Here is a 22561-nt window from a genome sequence, read left to right as displayed (position 1 = left end):
GCGGATCGCCACACCCCGGGGCACGATGTCCGTGATCAACTGATCACAGGAGTGCCACCAGGATGCGCGGCCCTCCCGGCTCTCCCCAGATCGGTCACCGCGGCCGGCTCGCCGTGCAAGCTACGGAAAGCCGCGAGGACGGCCTGCTCGTACTCTTCGCCGTCGCCCGACACCCAGCTGCCTTGCCGAGCACCGCTCGTCCGGTCCTGCAGGTCCCTCGGCGTGACGAGACCGATGGACAGCCCGATCTTGGGACTGCCCACGAGGAAGATCCGGAAGCCGGCTCTGCGGAGGAACGGGCCGCGCTCGGTCCATTCGGCCATCTGCTCCCACTCCTCACGGTAGGTCCGGCCCGTGCTCGTCTCCTCCCAGCGGCCGGGGACGAAGGGTTCCTCCCCAAGCGTCGCCAGGTTGGTGGCATGACGTTCCAGCGTCGCGGTGAGCGCTGTGACGGCGACTGACGAGGAGGCCTGGGCAATGGCCTGGGAAAGGTTCTCCATCGCTGCTTCCAGCTCTTTGATCCGAGCCCTGTTGTCCTTGCCGGGGACGTACGAGTGCTCAGTGATGCACTGGTCTCCCGCCCTGGAGAGGAACGACTCCTCCACAGCCCGGTAGATCTCCTCCTGTGGCCACGACGTGGAGAATCGGCACGCTCGGCCGTTGGACCAGGAGGCACAGCGGAAGTACCGGTGCTTCTTGGCCCCACCGGTCCGCAGGGTCACCTGGGAACTGTTCTCGTACATCTTCATGCCGCACGGGCAGTACAGGACTCCCCTCGTCCGTCAGAATCGGATCGGCCCAACGGACGGGCGTCCCGTCCCTGAGGAGCGGCTCACCCCTGTGCATGGCCACGCCCTTGAGCGTGGGCTTCTTCAGCATCTTGCCGAGAGTGGACGTGCTCCACCTGGTCCCCTTGACGTGCGTCCTGACGCCCGCCCTCTCCTCCTGGGCGTTGCTGCTCCGCTGGTGGTCCCGCGAGGTCAGGACACCGCGCGGGCAGTCGCACCACGGCGTCTCCTTCTCCTGGTCGGCGCAGTCCTCGAGATGGCGCGGGCGAGCGTTCCACTCGGTGCAGAGCCGGCCCATGGACCATCCCTGCTCCGCGATACGTTCGTACGCTTCCCGGACGAGGGGGCCAGTCACCGGGTCGATCGCGAGCTTGAACCGCTGCTTGCCGTAGTGGTCCGTGCCGATCGGCCGATAGCCGAAGGGCCATGTACCGCCGCCCCACAGGTTCGCGTCCCGGTAATACTGCGTCTGGCTCCGACGCTTCTTCACAATGGCTTCGCGGTACTCCTGCGCCTGAGTTGCCTTGATGTACGCGATCATCCGGCCCGTGGGCGTGTGAATGTCCAGGCTCGGGTCATCGAGGCAGACAATCTCCTTGCCACCTTTGTGGCAGCGCTCGGCGAACCTGTCCCAGTGATGCTGATCTCTGGTGATCCGGTCCAGTGATGCGACCATGATCGTGTCCCACTCGTGCCAGAGCGGGTCTTTCATCCACCGGCCCAGCTTCGGTCGATCGTCCAGGTTGACGGCGCCGGAGACACAGATGTCCACGACGTCTCCGGCAATGGTGAACCGGGATGCGACGGTGGCCCGGTCCAACTCCTCACCTTGGCGCAGCAGGGCGGAACTGTCCTCGGTGTCACGACTGATACGCCGCACCTTGAGGACTCGCATACCGGGCAGGAGATGTGCGCCGAACACGGCCCTACCTTCCGTTACAGGCACTTCTTAATAAATCGGGTGATCTCAGCCTTTCAGGAGTGAGATACCAATCACGTGATTCCGGCCAATCTCACCGAGCAGCCCACCTCCCGGGGATCCCGTGCGCGGGGAGTCGGGCGGTGGCCTTGGGGTGGGGTTGCGTGGGCGCGAGAGAATGGACGGTGGCCGTCGAGCCGTAGGCACAGAACCGTACGAGGAGGACCAGACATGGCGGAGCCCACGCCGCGTCGGAACGAACCGCGGCTACGCCCCGCGCACCTGCTCTTCGAGCCGGTCGCAGCGGTCGCCGATCCGGAGCACTTCTTCGGACTGGAGTCGCTGGACGACCCCGGGGCGCTGCTGACCCGTGCGACCGAGCTGACCCAGGCGTTCCGGGTGGCGACCGACCGGGCGGTGGAGTTCCAGGCGATGGCCGCCGCCCAGCTCGCCGACCCGCGCCGCTTCGACCGCCTGACCCCGGCCGACATCGCCGCGCGGGCCGAGTGGACCGAGGACTACGCGAAGAAGATGGTGGAGTTCGGCCGTGACCTGCTGAAGGGCAGCGAGGACGCGGAGCCGGCGGAGCCCGTCTAGCGGTCCGGCGGGGCGGTGTCCGCCACGTCCGGCATATGCCAGGTGGTTGCCAGGCGGGCAAGATACCCGCTCGGCCGCACCCCGTCCCGGTTTTCCGCAACTCACCGCGAGCGCCGACGCACGCTCGGTATCAATCTCCCATGACCAGCGAACCGTACGAGACGTCCCCGCACGGCCCCGGCGACCGCACCGACGCCGTCGGGGTCACTTCCGACGGAGCCGCCTGGCTCGCCTCGGCAGGAACGTATCCGCGAAGCACGCTCGCCCTCTGGGAGGAGCGCCCGAAGGCCCCGGTCGTGCTGCCCTGCGGCGCCGTGTTCGACGTGGTGAACACCCCGGCGGTGTTCGGCCGCCGCATGCTGGACCGGCTGTGGGAGGAGGGGCCGGGCTCCGGGCCGGTCGCGGTGTTCCGGGGCCGGATGCTCCTGTTCGCGGCCCCCGGCACCGCCGCCCGGCTGCCGTCGCTGCTGGACTGGGAGGAGTGGGGCGGCCGGGGCCAGGCCGTACCGTCGCTGCTGTGCCACGGCACCGGCGACGCGGTGACCGTCCCGGCCCTGCGGGCCGACCCGTCCCCGGCCCCGGCCGGCACGCGCTGGCTGGTCGCCCCGGAGACCCGGCACCCGTGGCTGCCCGGGCCGGAGGTCCTGCTCTGGGCCGCGGTGCGGGCGGCCCGCTCGGCGGTGCGGATATCGATTTTTCCTCCCGCCGATCAGGATGCTAATGTCTACGACGTCAGCAGGCGCCGCTAGCTCAGTTGGTTAGAGCAGCTGACTCTTAATCAGCGGGTCCGGGGTTCGAGTCCCTGGCGGCGCACGCGAAGAAGGCGAGAGGCCAAGCTCCTGTGAGCTTGGCCTCTCGTGTTTCCCGGTGCCGGAACCCGTCGGCCCGGCCGCCGCCCTCGGGTCAGTCCAGCTCCCCCGGTGTGATCTTCACATTCCACGCGCCGGACGCCGTACGCCCCTCCACCTCGACCCGTACGCCGTCCCCCGGGACGGTGAAGCTCTCGCCGAGGGCGACCGGCGCGTCGGCCAGCGGCGGGTAGACGGAGTTCTCCCAGCAGGCCTCGGTGCGCGGATGCACGTCGATCACCTCGATCGGGCCACTGCCGGAGGCCGTCTCGTCGCGGACCCGGTAGACGAGGACGCCCTCCCGGCAGGCCGCGCTGTCGTTTCCGGACGTACCCCGCGCCTCGAAGGCCAGCACGGTGTCCGGCCCGGTGCGCACCACCGCCAGTTTGGTGCCGTCGCCGAGCCCGAACGCCGGCGCGCCCGCGGCGCCCCGTGCCGGTGCCCCCGGTCCGGCGGACAGCGGCTCCAGGGTCAGCCGGCTCGGGCCGGCCCCCTGCACGCAGACCACCTGGCGCGGATCCAGCCATCCGAGTTTCCACTTGTGCCAGGCGAAGAGGTCCGGGGACAGCCCGAACTGGCTGCCCATCAGGTCCCAGTCGCCGACGTAGGTGTCCCAGTCGCCCTTGCCGTCCACCGGCCGGTGGTAGAGGTCGGGGAGATCGAAGACGTGCCCGGTCTCATGGGCGAGAACCAGCCGGTCCGGCGGATGCCGCTCGAAGACGGTGACGACCCGGCGGACGTCCGTGCCGTCGACGTGCACCGGGACGTCCAGGTTGACGACCTTCGTGGCGTCGGAGTCCACGCCGGGCGCGTCCGGGTCGGCCACGAAGTACACGACGTCGTAGCGCGAGAAGTCGACCTCGGGGTCGGCCACCGCGAACGCGTCCCGCAGGTAGGCGGCCCGCAGCGCCAGGCTCCAGTCGCGCCTCATCCCGTAGGCGGCCGACGGCCGGGGCATCCGCAGCCAGTGCGTCAGCGGATGCGGCCGGATGGTGAACTTCCCGTAGGAGGCCTGCTCGAAGTAGCGGCTGGTGGCCGGGAAGTGATCGGCCGCCAGCTCCGCCGGGGTGGTGCGCGGGGGCGCGTCCGGGAAGGAGAGGAACACCATCACGGCCGAGAGCGGACGGGTGGGTCGGGTGTAGCCGGCGTTCCAGGTGTCGACGCCCTCGGAGTGGTGCGCGTCGGTGCGGTGCAGGGCGCAGGGGGCCGTGGAGAACGGCTCGGCGACCGACGGTCCGGTCAGGATGGTCGTTGCGACGAGCGCCGACATCGTGGTGAACACGGCGGCGGTGCTGCGCAGCAGGAGACGCGGCACGGAAGGACCTCCGGGGCGGTTCGCGGGACACCGCCACCCAGCCTGTGCGCATTTGTCATTTTATGACCTGTTTATCTGCACCAGAAGAGTGAGGGACCCGAACGGCCGACACCCCGAGAAACTCACGGAACGTCACAAGTGGCCAAACGACTCAAGAACCCGTCCAGGTGCGGGCAGAAACGATCTGTCAGAACCGGTGCTTCATCATGGACACTGGACAGTGGCTGGAAGGCCCTCGGGCCAGCCTCTATGATCGGCACACTTTCCTGCACGGACAGAGATCGAGTGCACTGCGGGAGCGAGCGGTGAGCGGAACGTCCGAAGGGCCGACGCCCGCGGCAGACCTCGACCGGTCCGCCGTCACAGAGAGTGACAACACCTGTCGGAAGTCGTACGACGAGACGACCGACCCGAAGACAGGCGAGACAACGGGGACGACACCGGCGACCGGGACTGCGCGGACGACGGGGACGGCGGTCGACACGCCGGATCCGGCGACGTACGAGCACGTCTTCACGGCCGCCGCCCTCCCCATGGCCGTCGTCGACCGCGCGGGCCTGGTCACCACCGCCAACGCGGCGTTCGGCACCCTGATCGGCGCCGACCCGGCCGGCCTGACCGGGCGGATCGCCGCGGACCTGGTGGACCTGGCCTCCGACGCCCGCACCTGGCACGCCTACCGCGAGGTGCTGCGCGGCCGGCAGGCCAAGCTGCGCTGCGCCCGGCGGATCAAGCACCCCGACGGGCACTCCCTCTGGGTCCAGGTCACCGTCTCCCCGCTGGCGAAGGACACCCCGGGCGTGCTGCTGTCGGTCTCCGACATCAGCGCCCGCCGCGAACTCCAGGCCCGGCTGCGGCACTTGCAGATGCACGACCCGGTGACACGGCTGCCCAACCGGACGTTGTTCTTCGAACGCCTCTCCGCCGCGCTGGAGGCGGAGTCCTACGAGCAGAGCGGTACCGGCCGCATCGGCCTGTGCTACCTGGACCTCGACGGCTTCAAGGCGGTCAACGACACCCTCGGCCACCGGGTGGGCGACCGGCTGCTGGCCGCCGTCGCCGAACGGCTGACCCGGATCGCCGACGACGCCGGCTTCGCGCGGGCCGGAGCGCCGCTGGTGGCCCGGCTCGGCGGCGACGAGTTCGCCCTGCTGGTCGAGGACTCGACGGGCACGGAACAGTTGGCCGATCTGGCCGAGTCGGCGCTGGCGGCTCTCCAGGCGCCGTTCGACCTGGCCGGCCAGCGGCTCTCGCTGTCGGCCTCGATCGGGGTGGTGGAGCGCCACGCGGCGGGTACGACGGCCACCGGCCTGATGCAGGCCGCCGACACGACCCTCTACTGGGCGAAGGCGGACGGCAAGTCCCGCTGGACCCTCTTCGACCCGGAGCGCAACGCCCACCTGGTCACCCGGCAGGCGCTCTCCTCGACCCTCCGCCCGGCCATCGAACGCGGCGAGTTCGTGCTGGAGTACCAGCCGCTGGTGGGCATGGGCGACGGCCGGCTGAGCGGGGTCGAGGCCCTGGTCCGGTGGAACCACCCGCAGTTCGGCACCCTGACGCCGAATCGGTTCATCGCACTGGCGGAGGAGGACGGCTCGATCGTCCCGCTCGGCCGCTGGGCCCTGACCACCGCCTGCCGCCAGGCGCGCCGGTGGCAGCTCGACCACCCCGGCGAGCCGCCGATCTTCGTGAGCGTGAACGTCGCCGTGCGCCAGGTCTGGGACTCCGACCTGGTCGCGGACGTGGCGGAGACCCTCGCCGAGACCGGTCTGGCACCGCATCTGCTCCAGCTGGAGCTGACGGAGTCGGCGGTGATGGGCTCGGCCGGCCGGCCGCTGCAGGCCCTCCAGGCCCTCAGCGACATGGGCGTCCGCATCGCCATCGACGACTTCGGCACCGGCTACTCCAACCTCGCCTACCTCAGCCGGCTCCCGGTGTCGGTCCTCAAACTGGACGGCTCCTTCGTCCGGGGCTTCCAGTACGACGACCCGGGCGACCGCCCGAACCCCGCCGACGAGGTCGTGGTGGAGGCCATGATCCAGCTGGCCCACCGGCTGGGCCTGACCGTCACCGCCGAATGCGTCGAGACCTCGGCGCAGGCCTCGCGGCTGCGGCACATCGGCTGCGACACCGGCCAGGGGTGGCTCTACTCCCGGCCGGTGGCACCGGACCGCATCTCCGAGCTGCTGGACACCCGGACCTACGCGGAGACCCCGGTCGGCAAGCCGTAGGCGTCGGCGATCAGTTCGTAGGAGCGCAGCCGCAGCTCACCGCGGTGGGCGTGGGTGGTGAGCATCAGCTCGTCGGCGCCGGTGCGCTTGTGGAGGTCGTCGAGACCCGCGCGCACCTCGTCGGCGGTGCCGTGCACGATGTTGGCGGTCCAGGACCGCACGAACTCCTCCTCCATCGGGGAGAACTCGTGGTTCTCTACCTCGTCCGGGTCCGGGAACAGGCCGGGCCGCCCGGTGCGCAGCCGCAGCATGTTCACCGCGCCGGCCCGCACCTGGCGCCGGGCCTCGCGCTCCTCGTCCACGGCGAGCGCGGAGACGCCGATGAGGGCGTAGGGCTCGTCGAGGACGGCGGACGGCCGGAAGGACTCGCGGTAGAGGTCCAGGGCCGGGATGGTGTTCTGCGCGGAGAAGTGGTGGGCGAAGGCGAACGGCAGCCCGAGCATGCCGGCGAGCCGGGCGCTGAAGCCGGAGGAGCCGAGCAGCCAGACGACCGGCCGGTGCGGTGACTGCACGCCGCCGGGGCTGGTGCTCTGCACGGGCCCGGGGATGGCGTGGATGCGTCCGTAGGGGTGCCCGTCGGGGAAGTCGTCGTCCAGGAACCGGGTGAGTTCGGCGAGCTGCTGCGGGAAGTCGTCGGCGCCCTCGTTGAGGGTCTGGGTGCGGCGCAGGGCGGCCGCGGTGGCCCCGTCCGTGCCCGGCGCCCGGCCGAGGCCCAGGTCGACCCGTCCCGGGGCCATCGCCTCCAGCGTGCCGAACTGCTCGGCGATGACGAGCGGGGCGTGGTTGGGCAGCATGACACCGCCCGAACCCAGCCGGATGCGCTCGGTGTGCGCGGCGAGGTGGGCGAGGATCACGGCGGGCGAGGAGGAGGCCACTCCCGGCATGGAGTGGTGCTCGGCGACCCAGTACCGGTGGAACCCGCGCGCCTCGGCGAGCCGTGCGAGGCGCACGCCGGTGCGCAGCGCGTCGGTGGCGGTACTGCCGGTGCCCACGGTCACCAGGTCCAGTACGGAGAGGGGGACGGGGGCGGTCCCGTGCGTGGTGCCCCGGATCTCGTCTGCCGACACGGTGAGAGCCTCCTGTTCACGACCATGAGCTGTACGGGGGCGGTAACAGGAGGAGGGCTCCGGTTATTCCCGCCGGCCCGGGCCCGGACGCGGAGCCCCGCCGGGACCAGGGGGCGGAGCCCCCTGGTCCGCGGTCCGTCAGGCCTGGACGATGGGCTGGCGGGTGAACAGGGTGCCCAGCGCCGGTTCGTTCACCCGGCGGTCGGCCAGCCGCAGACCCTCCCACACGGTCACCTGGTTCGCCGTGAGCACCGGCTTGGACAGCGCCTTCTCCAGCAGCGGCAGGTGGGCCGCCGTGTGCAGGGCGGTGTCCGGCAGGAGCACCGCCTCGGCGTCCCCCGCGTCCGCGGTCCGCGCCAGCGTGAGCACCTCCTCCTCCCCCCACGTCCCCACCTCCGCCGCCGTGACGATCCCCGACGAGCGGACCTCGGTGACCTCCAGTCCTCCGGCTCGCAGGAAGTCCGCGAAGAGCCGGGACACGTCGTCGGGGTAGGTGGCGCCGACCGCCACCCGCCGTACCCCGAGCTCCCGTGCCGCGTGCACGAACGCGAAGGACGTGGAGGAGGCAGGCAGCCCCGCCGCCCGGGCCAGGTCACGGATCTGCTGGTGGGCGCCCTCCCAGCCGTACACGAAGCTGCCGCTGGTGCACGCCCACACCACCGCGTCCGCGCCCGCGAGCCGGAGTTCGTCCACTCCGGCCGCGAGCCGGTGCGCCGATCCCATCTCCCGCAGCGCGTCCTCCCTGTGCGCGTCCTCGCCGATGTCGGTGTGGACGACGTCCAGGCGGATGTCGCTGCCGAGGAGCTGTTCGATGCGCGGGTAGTCGTCCTCCGCGGAGTGTCCCGGATAGAGGATTCCGAGCGCTGTCATGTCCACCCTTCCTGCTGTTCTTCCGGCAGTACGGGCCACTCCCGCGGCGCCGTTCCGTCCGGATGACGGACCAGCGTCTGATAGGGCCCAACGGCTCGGGTACCCAGCCTGCGCAGCGCCGCCCACATCGTGACCTGGTTGGCCGACAGGACGGGCAGGCGCAGCTCGGCCTCCAGCTGGGGGATGACGTCGTAGGTGGGCAGGTTGGTGCAGGAGATGAACAGGGCGTCGGCGGCTCCGGGCCGTACCGCCCGCCGGGCCATGGCGACCACGTCCCGGTACGGCACCTGCCAGATGTGCCGGGTCAGCCCCATGAACGCGACCCCGGCGACCTGGACGCCCGCCTCGGCCACGTACTCCTCCAGCACCCGCGTCACCGAGACGGTGTACGGGGTGACCAGCGCGAGCCGTCGTACGCCCAGCTCGGTCAGCGCGGCGAGCAGCGCGCCGGAGGTGGTGAGCGCGGGCACCGCGCCGGAGCGGCTCATCGCCTCGCACATCGCGCGCTCCCCGGCGATCCCGCCGACGAAGCTGCCGGAGGTGCAGGCGTAGGCGATCACCTCGGGGGCGACGGCCGTCAGCGCGCGCACCGCCTCGCCGAGCGTCTCGTGCTCGCTGACCAGCCGGGCCAGGTCGAGGCTGACCTCGACGGGCACGAACGGTGTCCGGGTCAGGTGCAGCGACACGTCGTCGGGGACCCAGCGCCACAGCTCGCGGTCCAGGGCGAAGTCGAACGGCGCCACGACTCCGACACCGCGCTGCGGACGGGGTCCGCCCAGAAAGGAGACGTCCATGGGAAGTCACCGGCCTCACTGGAAGTCGAGGGGCAACGGTCGATGGTCACGCCCGTGTTGACGAAGGTAGGTTCGGGTGCGAGCGTGGTCAATCCGCGCATCTCAGACGTTCCATCCGCCCATGTCAGACGCTGCCGGACGCCGGGAGACCGCCCCGAATGACGCCGCCCGTGCCCACCTTGCTGGTCCTCGACGCCGATCCGCCGCCGCGGCTCGGCCGCCTCACCGGCCGTGCCCGGATCGTGCACACGGACGCGGCGGGCCTGGCGGCCCGGCTGCCCTCGGCCGACGCCCTCCTCGTCTGGGACTTCACCTCGCACGCCGTCCGCGAGGCCTGGCCGGGACCGGGGCCGCGACCCCGGTGGGTGCACACCGCCAGCGCGGGCGTCGACCATCTGATGTGCCCCGAACTGGCCGCGTCCGACACGGTCGTGACCAACGCGCGCGGGATCTTCGACCGGCCCATCGCGGAGTACGTGGCCGCGCTGGTGCTGGCGATCGCCAAGGACCTGCCGGGGTCCCTCGGCCTCCAGCGCGAGCGGATCTGGCGGCACCGCGAGGCGCGCCGGGTCGCCGGCACCCGGGCGTGCGTGGTGGGCTCCGGCCCGATCGGCCGGGCCGTCGTCCGCACCCTCAAGGCGCTGGACATCACGACCGCGCTGGTCGGCCGCGTCCCGCGCACCGGCATCCACGGCCCCGACGACCTGGACCGGCTGATGTCCCGCGCGGACTGGGTGATCGCCGCCGCACCGCTGACCGAGCAGACCTTCCGCATGTTCGACGCGCACCGCTTCGGCGTGATGCAGCCCTCGGCCTCCTTCATCAACGTCGGCCGCGGCCAACTGGTCGACGAGGACGCGCTGGTGACGGCGCTGACCCGGCGCTGGATCGCCGCCGCGGCCCTGGACGTGTTCAACGCCGAGCCGCTGCCCGCCGACAGCCCGCTGTGGGAGGCGCCCGGCCTCATCGTCTCGCCGCACATGAGCGGGGACACCGTCGGCTGGCGGGACGAACTGGGCGTTCAGTTCCTGGAGTTGTACGAGCGGTGGGCGGCGGGCAGGTCTCTGGTGAACGTGGTCGACAAGAAGCGCGGTTACGTGCCCGGTCACTGACCTCTCGAGAGGGTGCCCCTCATGCAGCTCACCGATCTCACCGCCCGGCAGCTCCTCGACGGTTACCGCTCGGGCGGGTTCAGCCCGGTGGACGCCACCCGGGCGGTCCTGGAACGGGCGGCCCGGATCCAGCCGGAGGTCAACGCCTTCGTCCGCCTCACCGAGGAGGACGCCCTGGCACAGGCGGCCCAGTCGGCGCAGCGGTGGCGGCGGGGCGAGCCCAGGGGCCTGCTCGACGGGGTCCCGGTGACGGTCAAGGACATCCTGCTGCTGCGCGGCCATCCGACCCTGCGCGGCTCCAGGACCGTTTCGGCGGACGGGAGTCGGGACGAGGACGCGCCGTCGGTCGCCCGGCTGCGGGAACACGGCGCCGTGTTCGTCGGCAAGACCACCACCCCCGAGTTCGGCTGGAAGGGTGTGACCGACTCCCCGCTCTCCGGCATCACCCGCAACCCGTACGACACCTCGCGCACCGCCGGCGGATCCAGCGGCGGCAGCGCGGCGGCCGTCGCCCTGGGCGCCGGGCCGCTGTCGCTCGGCACGGACGGCGGCGGCAGCGTACGCATCCCGGCGGCCTTCTGCGGGATCTTCGGCCTGAAACCGACGTACGGCCGCGTCCCGCTGTATCCGGCGAGCGCCTTCGGCACGCTGTCGCACGTGGGCCCGATGACCCGGGACGCGGCCGACGCGGCCCTGCTGCTGGACGTGATCGGCATACCGGACGCCCGGGACTGGTCGGCGTCCGCCCCCGCGCCGGGTTCCTTCTCGGCGGGCCTCGGCGGCGGGGTGCGGGGCCTGCGGGTGGCGTTCTCGCCGACGCTCGGCGGTCAGGTGGCGGTGCGCCCCGCGGTCGCGGCGGCGGTACGGCGGGCGGTGGCGGAGCTGGCCGGACTGGGCGCGTTCGTCGAGGAGACCGACCCCGACTTCAGCGACCCGGTGGACGCCTTCCACGCCCTGTGGTTCGCGGGCGCGGCCCGGGTGACCCAGCGGCTGTCGCCCGCGCAGCGGGAGCTGCTCGACCCCGGGCTGCGGGAGATCAGCGCCCAGGGGGCCCGGCTGAGCGCTCTGGAGTACCTGGCGGCGGTGGACGTCCGGATGGACCTGGGCCGCCGGATGGGCCTGTTCCACGAGCGGTACGACCTGCTGGTGACGCCGACCCTGCCGGTCACGGCGTTCGAGGCGGGGGCGGAGGTGCCGCCGAGGTCCGGCTCGCGCCGCTGGACGGGGTGGACGCCGTTCACGTACCCCTTCAACCTGACCCAGCAGCCGGCCGCGACCGTACCGGTGGGGGTGGACGGTGACGGGCTGCCGGTGGGCCTGCAGCTGGTGGCCGCCCGGCACCGGGACGACCTGGTGCTGCGGGCGGCCCACGCGCTGTACGAGGCGGGTGTGGCGCCGGTGCCGCGGGACCACGCCGTCGCGGTCTGACGCGGCGCGCGGTCAGGCCCGGCGGAAGGCCAGGGTCTCCCCCGCCGCCCCCGTGCGCCACAGGTCGTTGCAGGCCTCGGCGAGTTCCGGCAGGCCTGCGACGACCTCGCCCCAGACGATCCCCGGCACCCAGCCCACGTCGCCGTTGAGCAGCAGGTTGTTGCGTTCGTAGAAGAGGGCCAGGTCGACGACCGTGGTACCGGGGCGCACCTCACGGTCGTAGCCGTAGGCCTTCGTGCCCAACTCGGCGCCGGTGAAGGAGAAGTAGCAGAGGTCGCCGGGGACGGGGGTGACGGTCGGGTTCTCCAGGGGCGGCTCGGCCGCGGCGAATGGCGGGAAAAGGGCGTAGATCTCGTTGCGGGCGTACTTCGCGTGGTAGACGTCGCCGGCGAGCGGCAGGGCGTCCCAGACGGCGGCACAGGTCACCGGGGCGCGGTCGTCCAGCAGCCGGGCGGTGGCTCTGACCTCGCGTTCGACCAGCGAGACTTCGATGAATCGATCGGCCATGCGATCCATGATGCATAACCCGACTGGCCTCGGGTAGCCGCGCCGCCATGGCTCCACCACTTGGGAACGATACGGACACATCTGGGAATGAATTCAGACAAACAAGGCGGGCGGTGCTCGCGGGTGCCGCCGCCCTCGGCGCACTCGCCCTCGCCGGCTGCACCCGCGTGGCCACCGCGGCCGGCACCGACGGCGGTGACCTGCTGCAACGACTGCGCGCCGAGGGTGTCGTACGGCTCGGGATAGCCGGCGAGATCCCGTTCGGCTACATCGACAGGAACGGCCATCTCACCGGTGAGGCACCGGAGCTGGCGAAGGCGGTCTTCAAGCGGCTCGGGGTCGACGAGGTGCAGCCGGTGCCGACCGAGTTCGGATCGCTGATACCCGGGCTGAACTCGCAGCAGTTCGACGTCGTGGCCGCCGGGATGTACGTCAATCCCGAGCGCTGCCAGCAGGTGATCTTCGCCGACCCCGACTACCAGATGCTCGACTCGTTCGTCGTCCGCAAGGGCAACCCCAAGGGTCTGCACGACTACAAGGACGTCGTCGCCAAGAAGGCGAAGTTCGCGACCGGGACCGGGTACGCGGAGATCCAGTACGCGGTCGAGGCCGGGTACAAGGAGAGCGACATCCTGATCGTCCCGGACCAGGTCGCCGGGATGAACGCCGTGGAGGCCGGGCGGGTGGACGTCTTCGCCGGGACCGCGGTCACCGTCCGCGAGGTGGTCAAGAAGTCCGCCAGGACCGAGGCGACCGAGGCCTTCGCGCCGCTGGTCGGCGGCAAACCGCACGTGGACGGCGGCGCCTTCGCGTTCCGGTCGGCCGAGACGAGGCTGCGGGACGCCTTCAACGTGGAGCTGCACAAGCTCAAGAAGAGCGGCGAACTCCTGCGGATCCTGCGGCCGTTCGGCTTCACCCAGGCCGAGATGACCCACCTGACGGCGAAAGGGCTGTGCGGGGAAGGGAAGAGCGGATGACCTCGGGACTGTGGGACCTCGTGCTCAAGGGGGCCTGGACGACCGTCCAGCTCCTCGTGCTGAGCGGGCTGCTGATGACGGCCGTGGCGTTCGTGGTGGGTGTGGCCCGGACCAGCCGGTTCTGGATCGTCCGGTTCCTCGCCGGCTTCTACACCGAGGTGTTCCGCGGCACCTCGGCACTGGTGATGATCTTCTGGGTGTTCTTCGTGCTGCCGGTCGCCTTCGGCTGGCAGCTGGTGCCGCTGTGGGCGGGCACCCTCGCCCTCGGTCTGACCTACGGCGCGTACGGCTCGGAGATCGTGCGCGGCGCGCTGAACGCGGTCGACCCGGCGCAGCAGGAGGGCGGGATCGCGCTCAGCTTCACGCCCTGGCAGCGGCTGCGGCTGATCCTGCTGCCGCAGGCGGTGCCGGAGATGATCCCCTCCTTCTGCAACCTGCTGGTCGAACTGCTCAAGGGCACCGCGCTGGTGTCCATCACCGGCATGGGCGACCTCGCGTTCAGCGGCAACCTGGTGCGCCTGGCCCTGCAGGAGAGCGCGCACATCTACACCTACCTGCTGTTGATCTACTTCGTGATCGCCTTCGCCATCACCCGGCTGATGCGCGGACTGGAGAAGCGGCTGAAGGCCGGGATCGGCAAGGACCCGGGCAGTGAACACGGCGCACGCGAGGCGAAGCGCGCGCAGACGACCGGGGTCGGTGGTGTGGCGTGAAGTGGGACTGGAGTGCCGTCAGCGAGTTCATGCCGCACTTCTGGGACGGCCTGCTGGTCACCCTGGAGGCGCTGTTCCTCGGCTCGCTGATCTCGTTCTCGCTGGGGCTGGTGTGGACGCTGCTGATGCGCACGCCGACGAGGTGGGTGCGCTGGCCGGTGGGCGTGGTGACCGAGTTCGTCCGCAACACCCCGCTGCTGGTGCAGCTGTTCTTCCTGTTCTACGTGCTGCCCGAGTGGGGGCTGACGTTCTCGGCGCTGACCACCGGCGTCCTCGCGATCGGCCTGCACTACTCGACGTACACCATGCAGGTCTACCGGGCCGGCATCGAGGCCGTGCCCGTCGGCCAGTGGGAGGCGGCGACGGCGCTGAACCTGCCGGCCCGCCGGACCTGGACGGTGGTGATCCTGCCGCAGGCGCTGCGCCGGGTGGTGCCGCCGCTCGGCAACTACGTGATCTCGATGCTCAAGGACACGCCGATCCTGATGTCGATCACCGTCCTGGAGATGCTCGGGCAGGCGCGGCTCTTCTCCCAGCAGCACTTCCAGTTCACCGAGCCGGTGACGGTGATCGGCGTCGCCTTCATCGTCATCTCCTACCTCGCCTCCCTTCTTCTGCGCACCCTGGAGCGTCGCCTTGTCCGTTGAGACCAGCAAGCAGCCGAACACCTCCGACACGGCGTCCACCGAGCTGATCCGCATCGAGGGGGTCACCAAGCGGTTCGGGGACAACACCATCCTGGACGGCCTGGACCTCGGCGTGCAGGCGGGCCGGCACGTCACCCTGATCGGGCCCTCCGGCTCCGGCAAGACCACGATCCTCAGACTGCTGATGACCCTGACCAAGCCGGACTCGGGCACCATCACCGTCGACGGTCAGCGGCTCTTCCCCGCGTCGGAGAAGGAGCTGCGGGAGGTCCGCAAGCAGATCGGGATGGTCTTCCAGCAGTTCAACCTGTTCCCGAACATGAGCGTGCTGCGCAACCTCACGGAAGCCCCGGTGACCGTGCTCGGCCTGTCGAAGGACGAGGCGGAGGAGCGCGCCCGGGAGCTGCTCGACCTGGTGGGCCTCGCCGACAAGGCCGACGAGCGGCCGACCCGGCTCTCCGGCGGCCAGCAGCAGCGGGTGGCGATCGCCCGGGCCCTGGCCATGCGGCCGAAGGTGCTGCTCCTGGACGAGGTGACCTCGGCGCTCGACCCGGAGCTGGTCGCGGGCGTCCTCGACCTGCTCAGGGACATCGCCCGCACCACCGACATCACCATGCTCTGCGTGACCCACGAGATGAACTTCGCCCGGGACATCTCCGACCAGGTCCTGATGTTCGACGCGGGCCGGATCATCGAGGCGGGCCCGCCGGAGCGGATCTTCAGCGAGCCCGAGCAGGAGCGGACCCGGGAGTTCCTCAGCGCGGTGCTGTGAGCGTCCCACCACGAACCGACCCAAAAGATTCGTGGCGCGGCTCCGTGATTACAGGAGGTGAACGCTCGATCACCCGAGGTCGGGCGGTCAGCTCATTCCGCTGGCATATGCCACAAGGTCGTCGCCGCAGCTCGGAGGGCCGAAATCTCGCCAACACCCCCTCCGCTTCGGGCCGTCGGCCGTTATCGTGGAGAGGATCCGCCGGCCGGATCACGGCCCAAGCAGTGCTGCCGCAACAGCATCGCCGAGCGAGCGCAGGGGGACTCACCGTGGCGCTGAAGCACGAGCCGACCGCCCCGTACCACTCCGCGCAGGACGCGCTGCGCGTCCTGGAGACGGTGGCGGGGCACGCCGACGGCGCCACCGACACCGAGCTGGCCCGCGCGACGGGCCTGGACCCCGACCGGCTGACCGGGCTGCTGCGCATGCTGCGCCGTGAGGGCTACGTCGAGCAGGTCGCCGACGGCGTCCACGTCACCGGTGAGACCCTGCGCCGGCTCGGTTCCGCGCACGACCGGGAGCACGCCCTCGGCGAGCGGCTCCAGCTGACCCTGGACCGGCTGCGCGACTCGGTCGGCGCGGCGGTCTACCTCAGCCGGTACGTCGACGGCGAGGTGCGGATCGGTCCGTACGCGGCGGGCCCCGGCGCCCCCGCGGTCAACGAGTGGGTGGACTTCCGCTCCTCCGCGCACGCCACCGCGATCGGCAAGAGCCTGCTCACCCAGCTCGACCACGACGGCCGCCGCGACCATCTCTCCCGGCACAAGATGGCCCGCCTCACCTCGCGCACCATCACCAGCGACAAGCTGCTGCTCTCCCGGCTGGCGGCGCAGCCGCCGACCGTGCCGGTCCTGGACCTCCAGGAGTACGCGATCGGCACGGTGTGCGCGGCGGTGCCGATCACGGCCGGCTCGGCGGTGGGCTGCCTGGCGCTGTCGCTGCCGGTCGAGCACGCGCACCGGCTCCGGCAGGCCGCCGAGACCCTGAACCGCGGCGCCGCCCCGGTGCTGCTCTCCCTCGCCATCTGAGCCGGCCGCGGCTGGTCGGAAGCACCCCCGCGGACCAGGTACTATTTTCTTCGTCGCCGACCGCGAGACGCAGATCGAACGGTTCGGCGGGAGTCACGCGCCGCTAGCTCAGTTGGTTAGAGCAGCTGACTCTTAATCAGCGGGTCCGGGGTTCGAGTCCCTGGCGGCGCACGATGACGAGGGCGAGCCTCGTCCGCGGAGAACGCGGACCCGGCTCGCCCTCTCTGTCATTGCGCGGCTGGGCCGCGCGCGGTGGGGGCTCCGCCACCCGCACCCCCCTCCGAAGGCCCCCTCGGCGAGACGAGAGGCCCTTCGGCGTCCTCGGCCGACAGTCTGCGGTAGACCTGCTCGCCCGGCGGCCGCCACCACACGGGGTCCGCGCAGCGCACCCCTTCGCGCCGCAGCGCGGCCCGCTGGATCTTGTTCGTCGCGGTCACCGGCATCCGCTCCACCACCCGCACGAACCGGGGCGCCATCTTGGTCCCCAGGTCGGGCTGGGCCAGCAGGAACTCGGCGAAGTCCAGCGGCTCGAACCGCCCGGCGACGGTCGCCATCACCTGGTCCCCGGTCACCGGGTCCGGCACCCCGTACACGGCGACGGCGTCGGCGCCCCCGTACCGCGCCAGGATGTTCTCGATCACCGCGGCGGCCAGGTTCTCCCCGTCGACCCGGATCCGGTCGTCGGTGCGCCCCGCGAAGTACAGGTAGCCGTCGTCGTCCCGGTAGAACAGGTCCCCGGTCCAGTACCAGCCTCCCCGCCGCCGCTCGGCCTCCGCCTCGGGGTTGCGCCAGTACCCCTCGAAGGGGTTGGGCGCGCGGTTCACCAGCTCGCCTATCGCCTGCTCCCCGTTGAGCAGCCGCCCTCCGGCGTCGAAGGCGGCGGCCGGACACTCCCGGCCCGTCCCCTGGTCGAGGACGACGAGACCGGGTGCCGCCCGTCCCACCGCGCCCGCCGGTGTCCCCGGCGACCACTGGACCGCCGCGCCGCCCTCCGAGGACCCGTACCCCTCGACCAGCCGCACTCCGAACCGCTCCTCGAAGGCGGCCGCGTCCACCGCCCCGGCCTCCGTGCCGAAGCCGAGCCGCAGCGGGTTGTCCCGGTCGTCGGCGCGCGGCTCGGTGGCGAGGACGTACTGCACCGCGCGGCCGACGTAGGTGAAGTACGTCGCCCGGTAGCGCCGCACGTCGGCCAGGAAGCCCGACGCGGAGAACCGCCGCCGCAGCGCGACCCCGGCCCCCGCGGTCAGCGCCGGCGCCCAGTCGGCGATCACGGCGTTGCCGTGGAACATCGGCATGCAGATGTAGTGCACGTCCTCGGGACCGACCCCGAACTGCGCGGCGAGCGACTTCCCGGCGGCGGTGAGCCTGCCCTGGGAGCAGAGGGCGGCCTTGGGGGCGCCGGTGGAACCGGAGGTGAAGTAGAGCAGGATCCGGTCGCCGGGGGCGGCCCGCGAGGCGTCCGGGAAGGCGCCTAGGTAGGGCGCCAGCAGCGTGCCGTACGCCGGGTCGTCGGTGACGAGCAGCCGTACCCCGGGCAGGTCGAGCCCGGCCAGGAGCGGCAGCCGGGCCCGCTCGGTGACCAGGACCGGGCACTCGGTGTGCCGGATGTCCCGCGCCAGCTCCGGCCCGCGCCGGGTCGGGTTGATCCCGGCCACGGCCGCCCCGGCGAGCGCGGCGGCCCCCAGCCAGAGCGGGAACTCCGGTGTGTTGTCGAGCAGTACGCCCACGTGGGGCACGGCGCCGGCCGGCAGCAGGTCCCGCAGCAGGGCGGCGCGGGCGGCGGCTCCCCCGGCGACCTCGTGGTGCGTCAGCACCTGCTCCTCGAACCAGAGCCCGGGCCGGTGATCACCCCAGCGGGCGGCCACGGCCTCGGCGATCGTGCGCCCCTCGAAGGCCATGAGGCGGGAGCATAGCTGACGGAGCGTCAGATCAACACTCCGTGAACGGACCCGGCTCCACGGGCTGACCCGACACGCACGGCGGCGTGTCGTCCGTCCCCGTCCCCATCTGCGAGAAGCCCCAGGACACCCCGATCATGAAGGCCACCGCGAACCCGATGAACACCGTGAGGAACACCACCGAGCACCCGGTCCCCACGGCCAGCCTCCCCCGCGCGGGCGGCTGGGCCGTGGCCCTCTCGGGGACCTCCGGCAGGTAGTACACCGTCACGAAGTCGCCCTCGACGACGGTCCGCAGTCCGCCGCCCGTCTCGTCGATGCGGACCACCCGCCCCTCGGTCGTGGTGAACTCGAGCACGTGGTGCCGGGTGGTGGTCACGGCGGTCTCCCCGCCGCCGCTGGTCGTCGCGTAGATCCGCAGACAGCGCGCCTCGGCCGTACGGCCGTACCGCCACGTCCGGCTGATCTGCCGCGACCGCTTCAGGGTCCTGACCAACCCGAGGACCCCGAGAACGACGAAGAGGCCGGGAATGATGTAGAAGAACGCTTGCAGCAGGCCCATGGCTGTCCCCCCGGTTCCGAACACCGGTCCGACCGACCGGCGTGGCGGGAACGTACCCCCGTGACCTGCTGCAGGGCCTCAAGCGAAGCTCAGATCAGCCGGATGTTACCCAGCCGTCGAACGAAGCCGGTCAGAACGTGACGTCGGAGCAGGCGTAGAACGCGTTGCCCGTGTCGGCGATCGTCCAGACCGCCAGGATCACGTGGTGACCGCTCAGCCCCGACGGCAGCGTGCCGCTGTGGCTGAGGGTGGCCGGCGGGCGCTGGCCGTTGTAGGGGACGGTGAGGAACGGGGTGGTGTTGAGGTCGGAGCGGGCGAGGGCGTGGTTCTGGTTCCAGCCCGTCTTGGTGACGTAGTACTTGAAGTCGGTCGTGGCGTGCATCGCGGTGAACTGCCAGCGGAAGGTGTACGACTGCCCGCCCGTCACCTTCGTCGTCGGCCAGGCCCCGCCCGCCGGGGTCTTGGGCGAGCTGAGCTGGGCGAACCTGCTCAGCCCGCCGTTGCAGAGCTGACCGTCGGCGGGCCCGGAGGCCGGGAAGCCCTTCGGGCCCTCGACGCTCTGCGGCTCCCACTGGATGTCGCCGCAGTTGGCCACGGTGCCGTTGGCGCAGAGCTTCTGCCTGCTGATGGGCAGGTCGGTGTAGCCGTGCCCGCTGGCACCGCCGGTGGAGAGCGCGAAGGCTCCGGCGGTCGCCACACCGAGCACGACGGCCGAGATCTTGGTCCGTTTACGCATGCTGCCGCTCCTGGAGAACGTGGGGGAGGTTCTGTGAGCCGTGCAGGTCTAGACCAAGTCCCAGATTATTGCCATCAGTTGACCGTGTCCATATCAACGACATATCCCTGCCGGTCAGTGTGCGGAGTCGGAACGTCCCGAGCAGAAGGCCACCGTCAGGTCCCGCACCAGCACCTTGCGTTCGTAGTCGTCGAGTTCGACCAGACCGCGCATGGTCAGCCGGGTCACCGTGTCCTCGACGGAGTCCACCACCGAGGCGAGCATCCCGGCCCGCTGCTGGGCGTCGAGCGCGGCGATCCGGCGCCGGTGCATGGCCGCGGCGACCTCAGGGGCGTACTCCACCCGTACCGGCTGCACGGAGAACACCTCCAGGCCGATCCCGCCCGCGTCCCGCGCCACCAGCCGGGTCAGCGCGTCCCCGGCCATCTCCACCGAGCCCCGGGTGCGGCCCGGCACCTCCACCGGCACCCGGGCCAGCGCCGCCTCCACGCACTCCCGCAGGTAGGTCTCGTGGTCGTCGAGACCGAGCACCGCCCGCGCGGTGTCCCGCACCCGCCACACCACCAGGACGACGACCCGCAGCGCGACCCCGCTGCCGTCCGCAGCCGGCATCTCCTCGCTGCGCCAGTGCCGCAGCCGGACGTCCACGCGGCGGCGCAGCAGCAGCGGATTGACCCAGAGCAGGCCGGTGCGCCGGACCGTCCCCCGGTAGCGGCCGAACAGGCCGAGCACCCAGGCCCGTCCGGTCGCCCCGCGGGCCAGCCCGGCGAAGCCGAAGAGACCGAGCGCGCCGGTGCCGGCGTACGCCGCCCACTGCGCCGGTCCGAGTCCCGCGCCCGCGTAGGCCGGAAGGCGCAGCGCGTGCGCCGCGAGCGGGGGCAGCACACCGGCCCACCAGGAGGTGGCGAGCCCTCCGGCGGTCCCGGCCAGCCCGGCCGCCACCCCGGCCGCGCCGGGCAGCACCCGGGCGGGGCGCTCCACCAGTTCGGGGTCGACGGCGGCGACCGGCCGCGGCTTGGCCGGGGTCGGCCGGCGCAGCCGGGGCTGTTCGCCGGTGCCCTGCCGGCGGCCGACCACGGCGGGCCGCAGCGGGACCGACACCGGGTCGGGGTCGTCGCGGAACAGCAGATGGACGGGGATCTCGGTGGTGGCCTCGTTCTGGATCAGCCGGGGGACGGGCCTGGACGGCGGTGGACCGCCGTCCAGGGGGTCGTCCGATTCAGGGGTGTGTGCGGTCGTCGTGCTCATGCCTGCCTCCAGCCTCCGCGCCAGATGCGTCACGTGATCGTCGGGTCGTTACAGGAACAGGCGGCGCCAGGTCTCCGGTCCCGGGTAGCCGTCGGCCGCGCCTCCGCGCCAGCCCTGGGTGCGCTGGAACGCCTCGACGGCCCTGCGGTCGGCCTCGCCCCACTCGGGTCCCGGGCCGTCGGCGTAGAAACGGCCGAAGCCCTTCTCGACCAGCCGCCTGCCGAGCCGGGTGACGTGGTCGTTGGCGGCACCGGGGCGGAAGTAGTTCTTGCCGGGGTAGCCCGGGACCCCGTGCGAGGCGGGGGCGGGCGTGGCCGTGGTGGCGGGTTTGATGTTCTTGCCCTTGCCGGTGGCGAGGAGTTCCCAGGTGCGCGGTCCCGGCAGGCCGTCGGCGGCGGCGCCGGTCCACCCCTGGGCGAGCTGGAAGGCACGGGTGGCCCGCTGGTCGGCGGCACCCCAGACGGGTCCCGGGCCCTTGGCGTAGTGGGCGCCGGCCCCGCGGGTGACGAGCAGCCGGCCGAGCAGGGTGACGTACTTGTTGTCGGCGCCGGGCCCGAAGTAGGCCGCGCCGGGGTACGCCACCGCCGTCTTCCCGGCCTCCGCTCCGGCCGTGCCCGGGTCCGCGATCAGACCCTTGTAGCGGTAGGGGACGTACTTGGCGGAGTTGCTCCAGTAGGCGTAGGGCGTGGACTGCTTGCGGGCGTGCGGGGGCGTCTGCTCGTAGGCCGTGTAGTAGGTGTGCGTGTAGTCCGTCCAGCCGCCGAAGATCACCACGTGGGAGCCCTTCTCGGGGTTGTCCGGGTTGTGGAAGAGCAGCATGTCGCCGGGCTGCAGCTCGTCCTTGGTGATCTTCGTGCCGAACTGGTCGAGGCTGCCCGTCCACTCGTTCCCGGTCAGCTTCCAGGCCATCGAGACGTACCCGGAGCAGTCCTGCCGGTATCCGTCCGTCCAGTAGAGGGACATGCTGTACGGCACCTGGGCGGTGATCCAGAGCTTGGCCCGGTTGATGATCTCCGTGCGGGTGATGGGGGGCGTGGTGACGGGGCCCTTGGCGGGCTTGCCGCCATGGCCGTGCAGGGGGGCCTTGGTGCCCTGCGGGGTCTCGGGCTCCGGGTCCGCGGGGGCGGCGGACCGGTGCGGGGCGGGCGGGGCGCTGTGGGCGGCGGCCGTCGGGGCGCTCGCGGCGAGGGCGGCGGACGCGGCGGCGGCCACGACCAGGACACCCCGGGCGGCCGGGTGCCCGCCGAAGCGTCCGGGCAGCGGGTAGGGGCCCACCCGCCGCCAGTGGACGCAGCCGGGGCATTCGCAGTCGTTCGCGGGGTCGAATTCCTCGAATACCGGGGCCGTCATGCGATTCCCCTCACACTTCGGGTGGATATGTACGAGACTGTGCACATTAACCACTTTCCCAACTGTCGTCCCGGTGCGCATGCTGACGGTCCGAATGATGTACAGCGGAGGGCGGACGGACGTCCCCCCGGTGGCCGCCGGTCGGGAGCACCCT

At 71.7% G+C, this 22561-nt stretch carries 21 protein-coding genes, 2 tRNA genes and 2 pseudogenes; 12 read left to right on the top strand and 13 right to left on the bottom strand.

Annotated elements, in window-relative coordinates; genetic code table 11:
- Positions 1 to 35 precede the first annotated feature (35 nt).
- From ACFY3I_RS18790 to ACFY3I_RS18780, 3 genes and pseudogenes are all read right to left on the bottom strand, one after another.
- Complete coding sequence (locus ACFY3I_RS18790) at positions 36 to 605, bottom strand: hypothetical protein (RefSeq protein WP_390861790.1); 570 nt, start codon at positions 603 to 605, stop codon at positions 36 to 38.
- A 51-nt stretch (positions 606 to 656) separates the two neighbouring features.
- Positions 657 to 743 (bottom strand): annotated as a pseudogene (locus ACFY3I_RS18785) (hypothetical protein); the annotation flags it as partial.
- Positions 744 to 1254: 511 nt separating this feature from the next.
- Positions 1255 to 1683: pseudogene (locus ACFY3I_RS18780) on the bottom strand (recombinase family protein); the annotation flags it as partial.
- Positions 1684 to 1938: 255 nt separating this feature from the next.
- On the opposite strand from ACFY3I_RS18780, the gene ACFY3I_RS18775 reads away from it, so the two are divergent.
- The 3 genes from ACFY3I_RS18775 to ACFY3I_RS18765 all read left to right on the top strand — a co-directional run bounded on the left by ACFY3I_RS18775 (position 1939) and on the right by ACFY3I_RS18765 (position 3117).
- Positions 1939 to 2304 (top strand): hypothetical protein, encoded by a 366-nt coding sequence (locus tag ACFY3I_RS18775; RefSeq protein ID WP_365293051.1) that lies wholly within the window; start codon positions 1939 to 1941, stop codon positions 2302 to 2304.
- A gap of 140 nt (positions 2305 to 2444) precedes the next feature.
- A complete protein-coding gene (locus ACFY3I_RS18770; protein WP_390861537.1) occupies positions 2445 to 3053 on the top strand; it encodes a bifunctional DNA primase/polymerase in 609 nt (202 codons plus the stop codon).
- Positions 3044 to 3117, top strand: a tRNA-Lys gene (locus ACFY3I_RS18765). The genes ACFY3I_RS18770 and ACFY3I_RS18765 overlap by 10 nt, the downstream gene beginning before the upstream one ends.
- 90 nt (positions 3118 to 3207) lie before the next feature.
- Here the strand turns inward: ACFY3I_RS18765 and ACFY3I_RS18760 are convergent.
- Positions 3208 to 4422 (bottom strand): M6 family metalloprotease domain-containing protein, encoded by a 1215-nt coding sequence (locus ACFY3I_RS18760; protein WP_390861774.1) that lies wholly within the window; start codon positions 4420 to 4422, stop codon positions 3208 to 3210.
- Between the two features lie 350 nt (positions 4423 to 4772).
- Between ACFY3I_RS18760 and ACFY3I_RS18755 the strand changes: the two genes are divergently transcribed.
- Positions 4773 to 6698: a putative bifunctional diguanylate cyclase/phosphodiesterase gene (locus ACFY3I_RS18755; RefSeq protein ID WP_390861536.1), complete on the top strand. Its 1926-nt coding sequence runs from the start codon at positions 4773 to 4775 to the stop codon at positions 6696 to 6698.
- On the opposite strand, the gene ACFY3I_RS18750 is transcribed toward ACFY3I_RS18755, so the two are convergent.
- From ACFY3I_RS18750 to ACFY3I_RS18740, 3 genes are all read right to left on the bottom strand, one after another.
- On the bottom strand, positions 6668 to 7765 hold the full coding sequence (locus tag ACFY3I_RS18750) for an LLM class flavin-dependent oxidoreductase (RefSeq protein ID WP_365293055.1): 1098 nt from the start codon (positions 7763 to 7765) through the stop codon (positions 6668 to 6670). The genes ACFY3I_RS18755 and ACFY3I_RS18750 overlap by 31 nt on opposite strands.
- 138 nt (positions 7766 to 7903) lie before the next feature.
- Positions 7904 to 8635: an aspartate/glutamate racemase family protein gene (locus tag ACFY3I_RS18745; protein ID WP_390861535.1), complete on the bottom strand. Its 732-nt coding sequence runs from the start codon at positions 8633 to 8635 to the stop codon at positions 7904 to 7906.
- Positions 8632 to 9429, bottom strand: a complete 798-nt coding sequence (locus tag ACFY3I_RS18740) for an aspartate/glutamate racemase family protein (protein ID WP_365293060.1) — start codon at positions 9427 to 9429, stop codon at positions 8632 to 8634. Before ACFY3I_RS18740 ends, ACFY3I_RS18745 begins: the two co-directional genes overlap by 4 nt.
- Positions 9430 to 9587: 158 nt before the next feature.
- Between ACFY3I_RS18740 and ACFY3I_RS18735 the strand changes: the two genes are divergently transcribed.
- Both ACFY3I_RS18735 and ACFY3I_RS18730 read left to right on the top strand, forming a co-directional pair.
- A complete protein-coding gene (locus ACFY3I_RS18735; protein WP_390861534.1) occupies positions 9588 to 10541 on the top strand; it encodes a D-2-hydroxyacid dehydrogenase in 954 nt (317 codons plus the stop codon).
- Between the two features lie 21 nt (positions 10542 to 10562).
- The gene (locus ACFY3I_RS18730; protein ID WP_390861533.1) at positions 10563 to 11969 is read left to right on the top strand and encodes an amidase; all 1407 of its coding nucleotides are present in this window, start codon (positions 10563 to 10565) and stop codon (positions 11967 to 11969) included.
- A 12-nt stretch (positions 11970 to 11981) separates the two neighbouring features.
- On the opposite strand, the gene ACFY3I_RS18725 is transcribed toward ACFY3I_RS18730, so the two are convergent.
- The gene (locus ACFY3I_RS18725) at positions 11982 to 12476 is read right to left on the bottom strand and encodes a DUF3830 family protein (protein ID WP_390861532.1); all 495 of its coding nucleotides are present in this window, start codon (positions 12474 to 12476) and stop codon (positions 11982 to 11984) included.
- Positions 12477 to 12523: 47 nt separating this feature from the next.
- On the opposite strand from ACFY3I_RS18725, the gene ehuB reads away from it, so the two are divergent.
- The 6 genes from ehuB (at position 12524) to ACFY3I_RS18695 (ending at position 16784) form a co-directional block, all read left to right on the top strand.
- Positions 12524 to 13453: an ectoine/hydroxyectoine ABC transporter substrate-binding protein EhuB gene (gene ehuB, locus ACFY3I_RS18720; protein WP_390861531.1), complete on the top strand. Its 930-nt coding sequence runs from the start codon at positions 12524 to 12526 to the stop codon at positions 13451 to 13453.
- On the top strand, positions 13450 to 14166 hold the full coding sequence (gene ehuC / locus ACFY3I_RS18715; protein WP_390861530.1) for an ectoine/hydroxyectoine ABC transporter permease subunit EhuC: 717 nt from the start codon (positions 13450 to 13452) through the stop codon (positions 14164 to 14166). The genes ehuB and ehuC overlap by 4 nt, the downstream gene beginning before the upstream one ends.
- Entirely contained in the window at positions 14163 to 14813 is a 651-nt protein-coding gene (ehuD, locus tag ACFY3I_RS18710; RefSeq protein ID WP_390861529.1) for an ectoine/hydroxyectoine ABC transporter permease subunit EhuD, read from the top strand. The genes ehuC and ehuD overlap by 4 nt, the downstream gene beginning before the upstream one ends.
- Positions 14803 to 15585, top strand: coding sequence for an ectoine/hydroxyectoine ABC transporter ATP-binding protein EhuA (gene ehuA, locus ACFY3I_RS18705; RefSeq protein ID WP_390861528.1), 783 nt, complete (start codon positions 14803 to 14805; stop codon positions 15583 to 15585). The genes ehuD and ehuA overlap by 11 nt, the downstream gene beginning before the upstream one ends.
- Positions 15586 to 15854: 269 nt before the next feature.
- Positions 15855 to 16613 carry an IclR family transcriptional regulator gene (locus ACFY3I_RS18700; RefSeq protein ID WP_390861527.1) on the top strand — a complete coding sequence of 253 codons (759 nt, stop codon included), beginning with the start codon at positions 15855 to 15857 and terminating at the stop codon, positions 16611 to 16613.
- A 97-nt stretch (positions 16614 to 16710) separates the two neighbouring features.
- Positions 16711 to 16784, top strand: a tRNA-Lys gene (locus ACFY3I_RS18695).
- 56 nt (positions 16785 to 16840) lie between these two features.
- Here the strand turns inward: ACFY3I_RS18695 and ACFY3I_RS18690 are convergent.
- From ACFY3I_RS18690 to ACFY3I_RS18670, 5 genes are all read right to left on the bottom strand, one after another.
- Complete coding sequence (locus ACFY3I_RS18690) at positions 16841 to 18511, bottom strand: AMP-binding protein (RefSeq protein ID WP_390861526.1); 1671 nt, start codon at positions 18509 to 18511, stop codon at positions 16841 to 16843.
- 31 nt (positions 18512 to 18542) lie between these two features.
- Positions 18543 to 19073, bottom strand: a complete 531-nt coding sequence (locus tag ACFY3I_RS18685) for a DUF3592 domain-containing protein (RefSeq protein WP_390861525.1) — start codon at positions 19071 to 19073, stop codon at positions 18543 to 18545.
- A gap of 130 nt (positions 19074 to 19203) precedes the next feature.
- Positions 19204 to 19809 (bottom strand): lytic polysaccharide monooxygenase, encoded by a 606-nt coding sequence (locus tag ACFY3I_RS18680; protein WP_390861524.1) that lies wholly within the window; start codon positions 19807 to 19809, stop codon positions 19204 to 19206.
- 114 nt (positions 19810 to 19923) lie between these two features.
- A complete protein-coding gene (locus ACFY3I_RS18675) occupies positions 19924 to 21057 on the bottom strand; it encodes an SPFH domain-containing protein (RefSeq protein ID WP_365293080.1) in 1134 nt (377 codons plus the stop codon).
- A gap of 48 nt (positions 21058 to 21105) precedes the next feature.
- Entirely contained in the window at positions 21106 to 22407 is a 1302-nt protein-coding gene (locus ACFY3I_RS18670) for a peptidoglycan-binding protein (RefSeq protein ID WP_390861523.1), read from the bottom strand.
- Positions 22408 to 22561 lie beyond the last annotated feature (154 nt).

The organism is Streptomyces sp. NPDC001068 (assembly GCF_042897315.1).
In the GTDB taxonomy this organism is placed as follows: domain Bacteria; phylum Actinomycetota; class Actinomycetes; order Streptomycetales; family Streptomycetaceae; genus Streptomyces.
This window is presented reverse-complemented; position numbering and strand designations above follow the sequence as displayed.

Bases quoted from the DNA above. Each gene is read 5' to 3' on its own strand.
- ehuC (WP_390861530.1), top strand. From the start codon at position 13,450: ATGACCTCGGGACTGTGGGACCTCGTGCTCAAGGGGGCCTGGACGACC.
- ACFY3I_RS18690 (WP_390861526.1), bottom strand. From the start codon at position 18,511: ATGGCCTTCGAGGGGCGCACGATCGCCGAGGCCGTGGCCGCCCGCTGG.
- ACFY3I_RS18680 (WP_390861524.1), bottom strand. From the start codon at position 19,809: ATGCGTAAACGGACCAAGATCTCGGCCGTCGTGCTCGGTGTGGCGACC.
- ACFY3I_RS18725 (WP_390861532.1), bottom strand. From the start codon at position 12,476: ATGGCCGATCGATTCATCGAAGTCTCGCTGGTCGAACGCGAGGTCAGA.
- ehuB (WP_390861531.1), top strand. From the start codon at position 12,524: ATGGCTCCACCACTTGGGAACGATACGGACACATCTGGGAATGAATTC.
- ACFY3I_RS18685 (WP_390861525.1), bottom strand. From the start codon at position 19,073: ATGGGCCTGCTGCAAGCGTTCTTCTACATCATTCCCGGCCTCTTCGTC.
- ACFY3I_RS18730 (WP_390861533.1), top strand. From the start codon at position 10,563: ATGCAGCTCACCGATCTCACCGCCCGGCAGCTCCTCGACGGTTACCGC.
- ACFY3I_RS18760 (WP_390861774.1), bottom strand. From the start codon at position 4,422: ATGTCGGCGCTCGTCGCAACGACCATCCTGACCGGACCGTCGGTCGCC.
- ACFY3I_RS18670 (WP_390861523.1), bottom strand. From the start codon at position 22,407: ATGACGGCCCCGGTATTCGAGGAATTCGACCCCGCGAACGACTGCGAA.
- ACFY3I_RS18735 (WP_390861534.1), top strand. From the start codon at position 9,588: ATGACGCCGCCCGTGCCCACCTTGCTGGTCCTCGACGCCGATCCGCCG.
- ACFY3I_RS18745 (WP_390861535.1), bottom strand. From the start codon at position 8,635: ATGACAGCGCTCGGAATCCTCTATCCGGGACACTCCGCGGAGGACGAC.
- ACFY3I_RS18675 (WP_365293080.1), bottom strand. From the start codon at position 21,057: ATGAGCACGACGACCGCACACACCCCTGAATCGGACGACCCCCTGGAC.
- ACFY3I_RS18740 (WP_365293060.1), bottom strand. From the start codon at position 9,429: ATGGACGTCTCCTTTCTGGGCGGACCCCGTCCGCAGCGCGGTGTCGGA.
- ACFY3I_RS18770 (WP_390861537.1), top strand. From the start codon at position 2,445: ATGACCAGCGAACCGTACGAGACGTCCCCGCACGGCCCCGGCGACCGC.
- ACFY3I_RS18775 (WP_365293051.1), top strand. From the start codon at position 1,939: ATGGCGGAGCCCACGCCGCGTCGGAACGAACCGCGGCTACGCCCCGCG.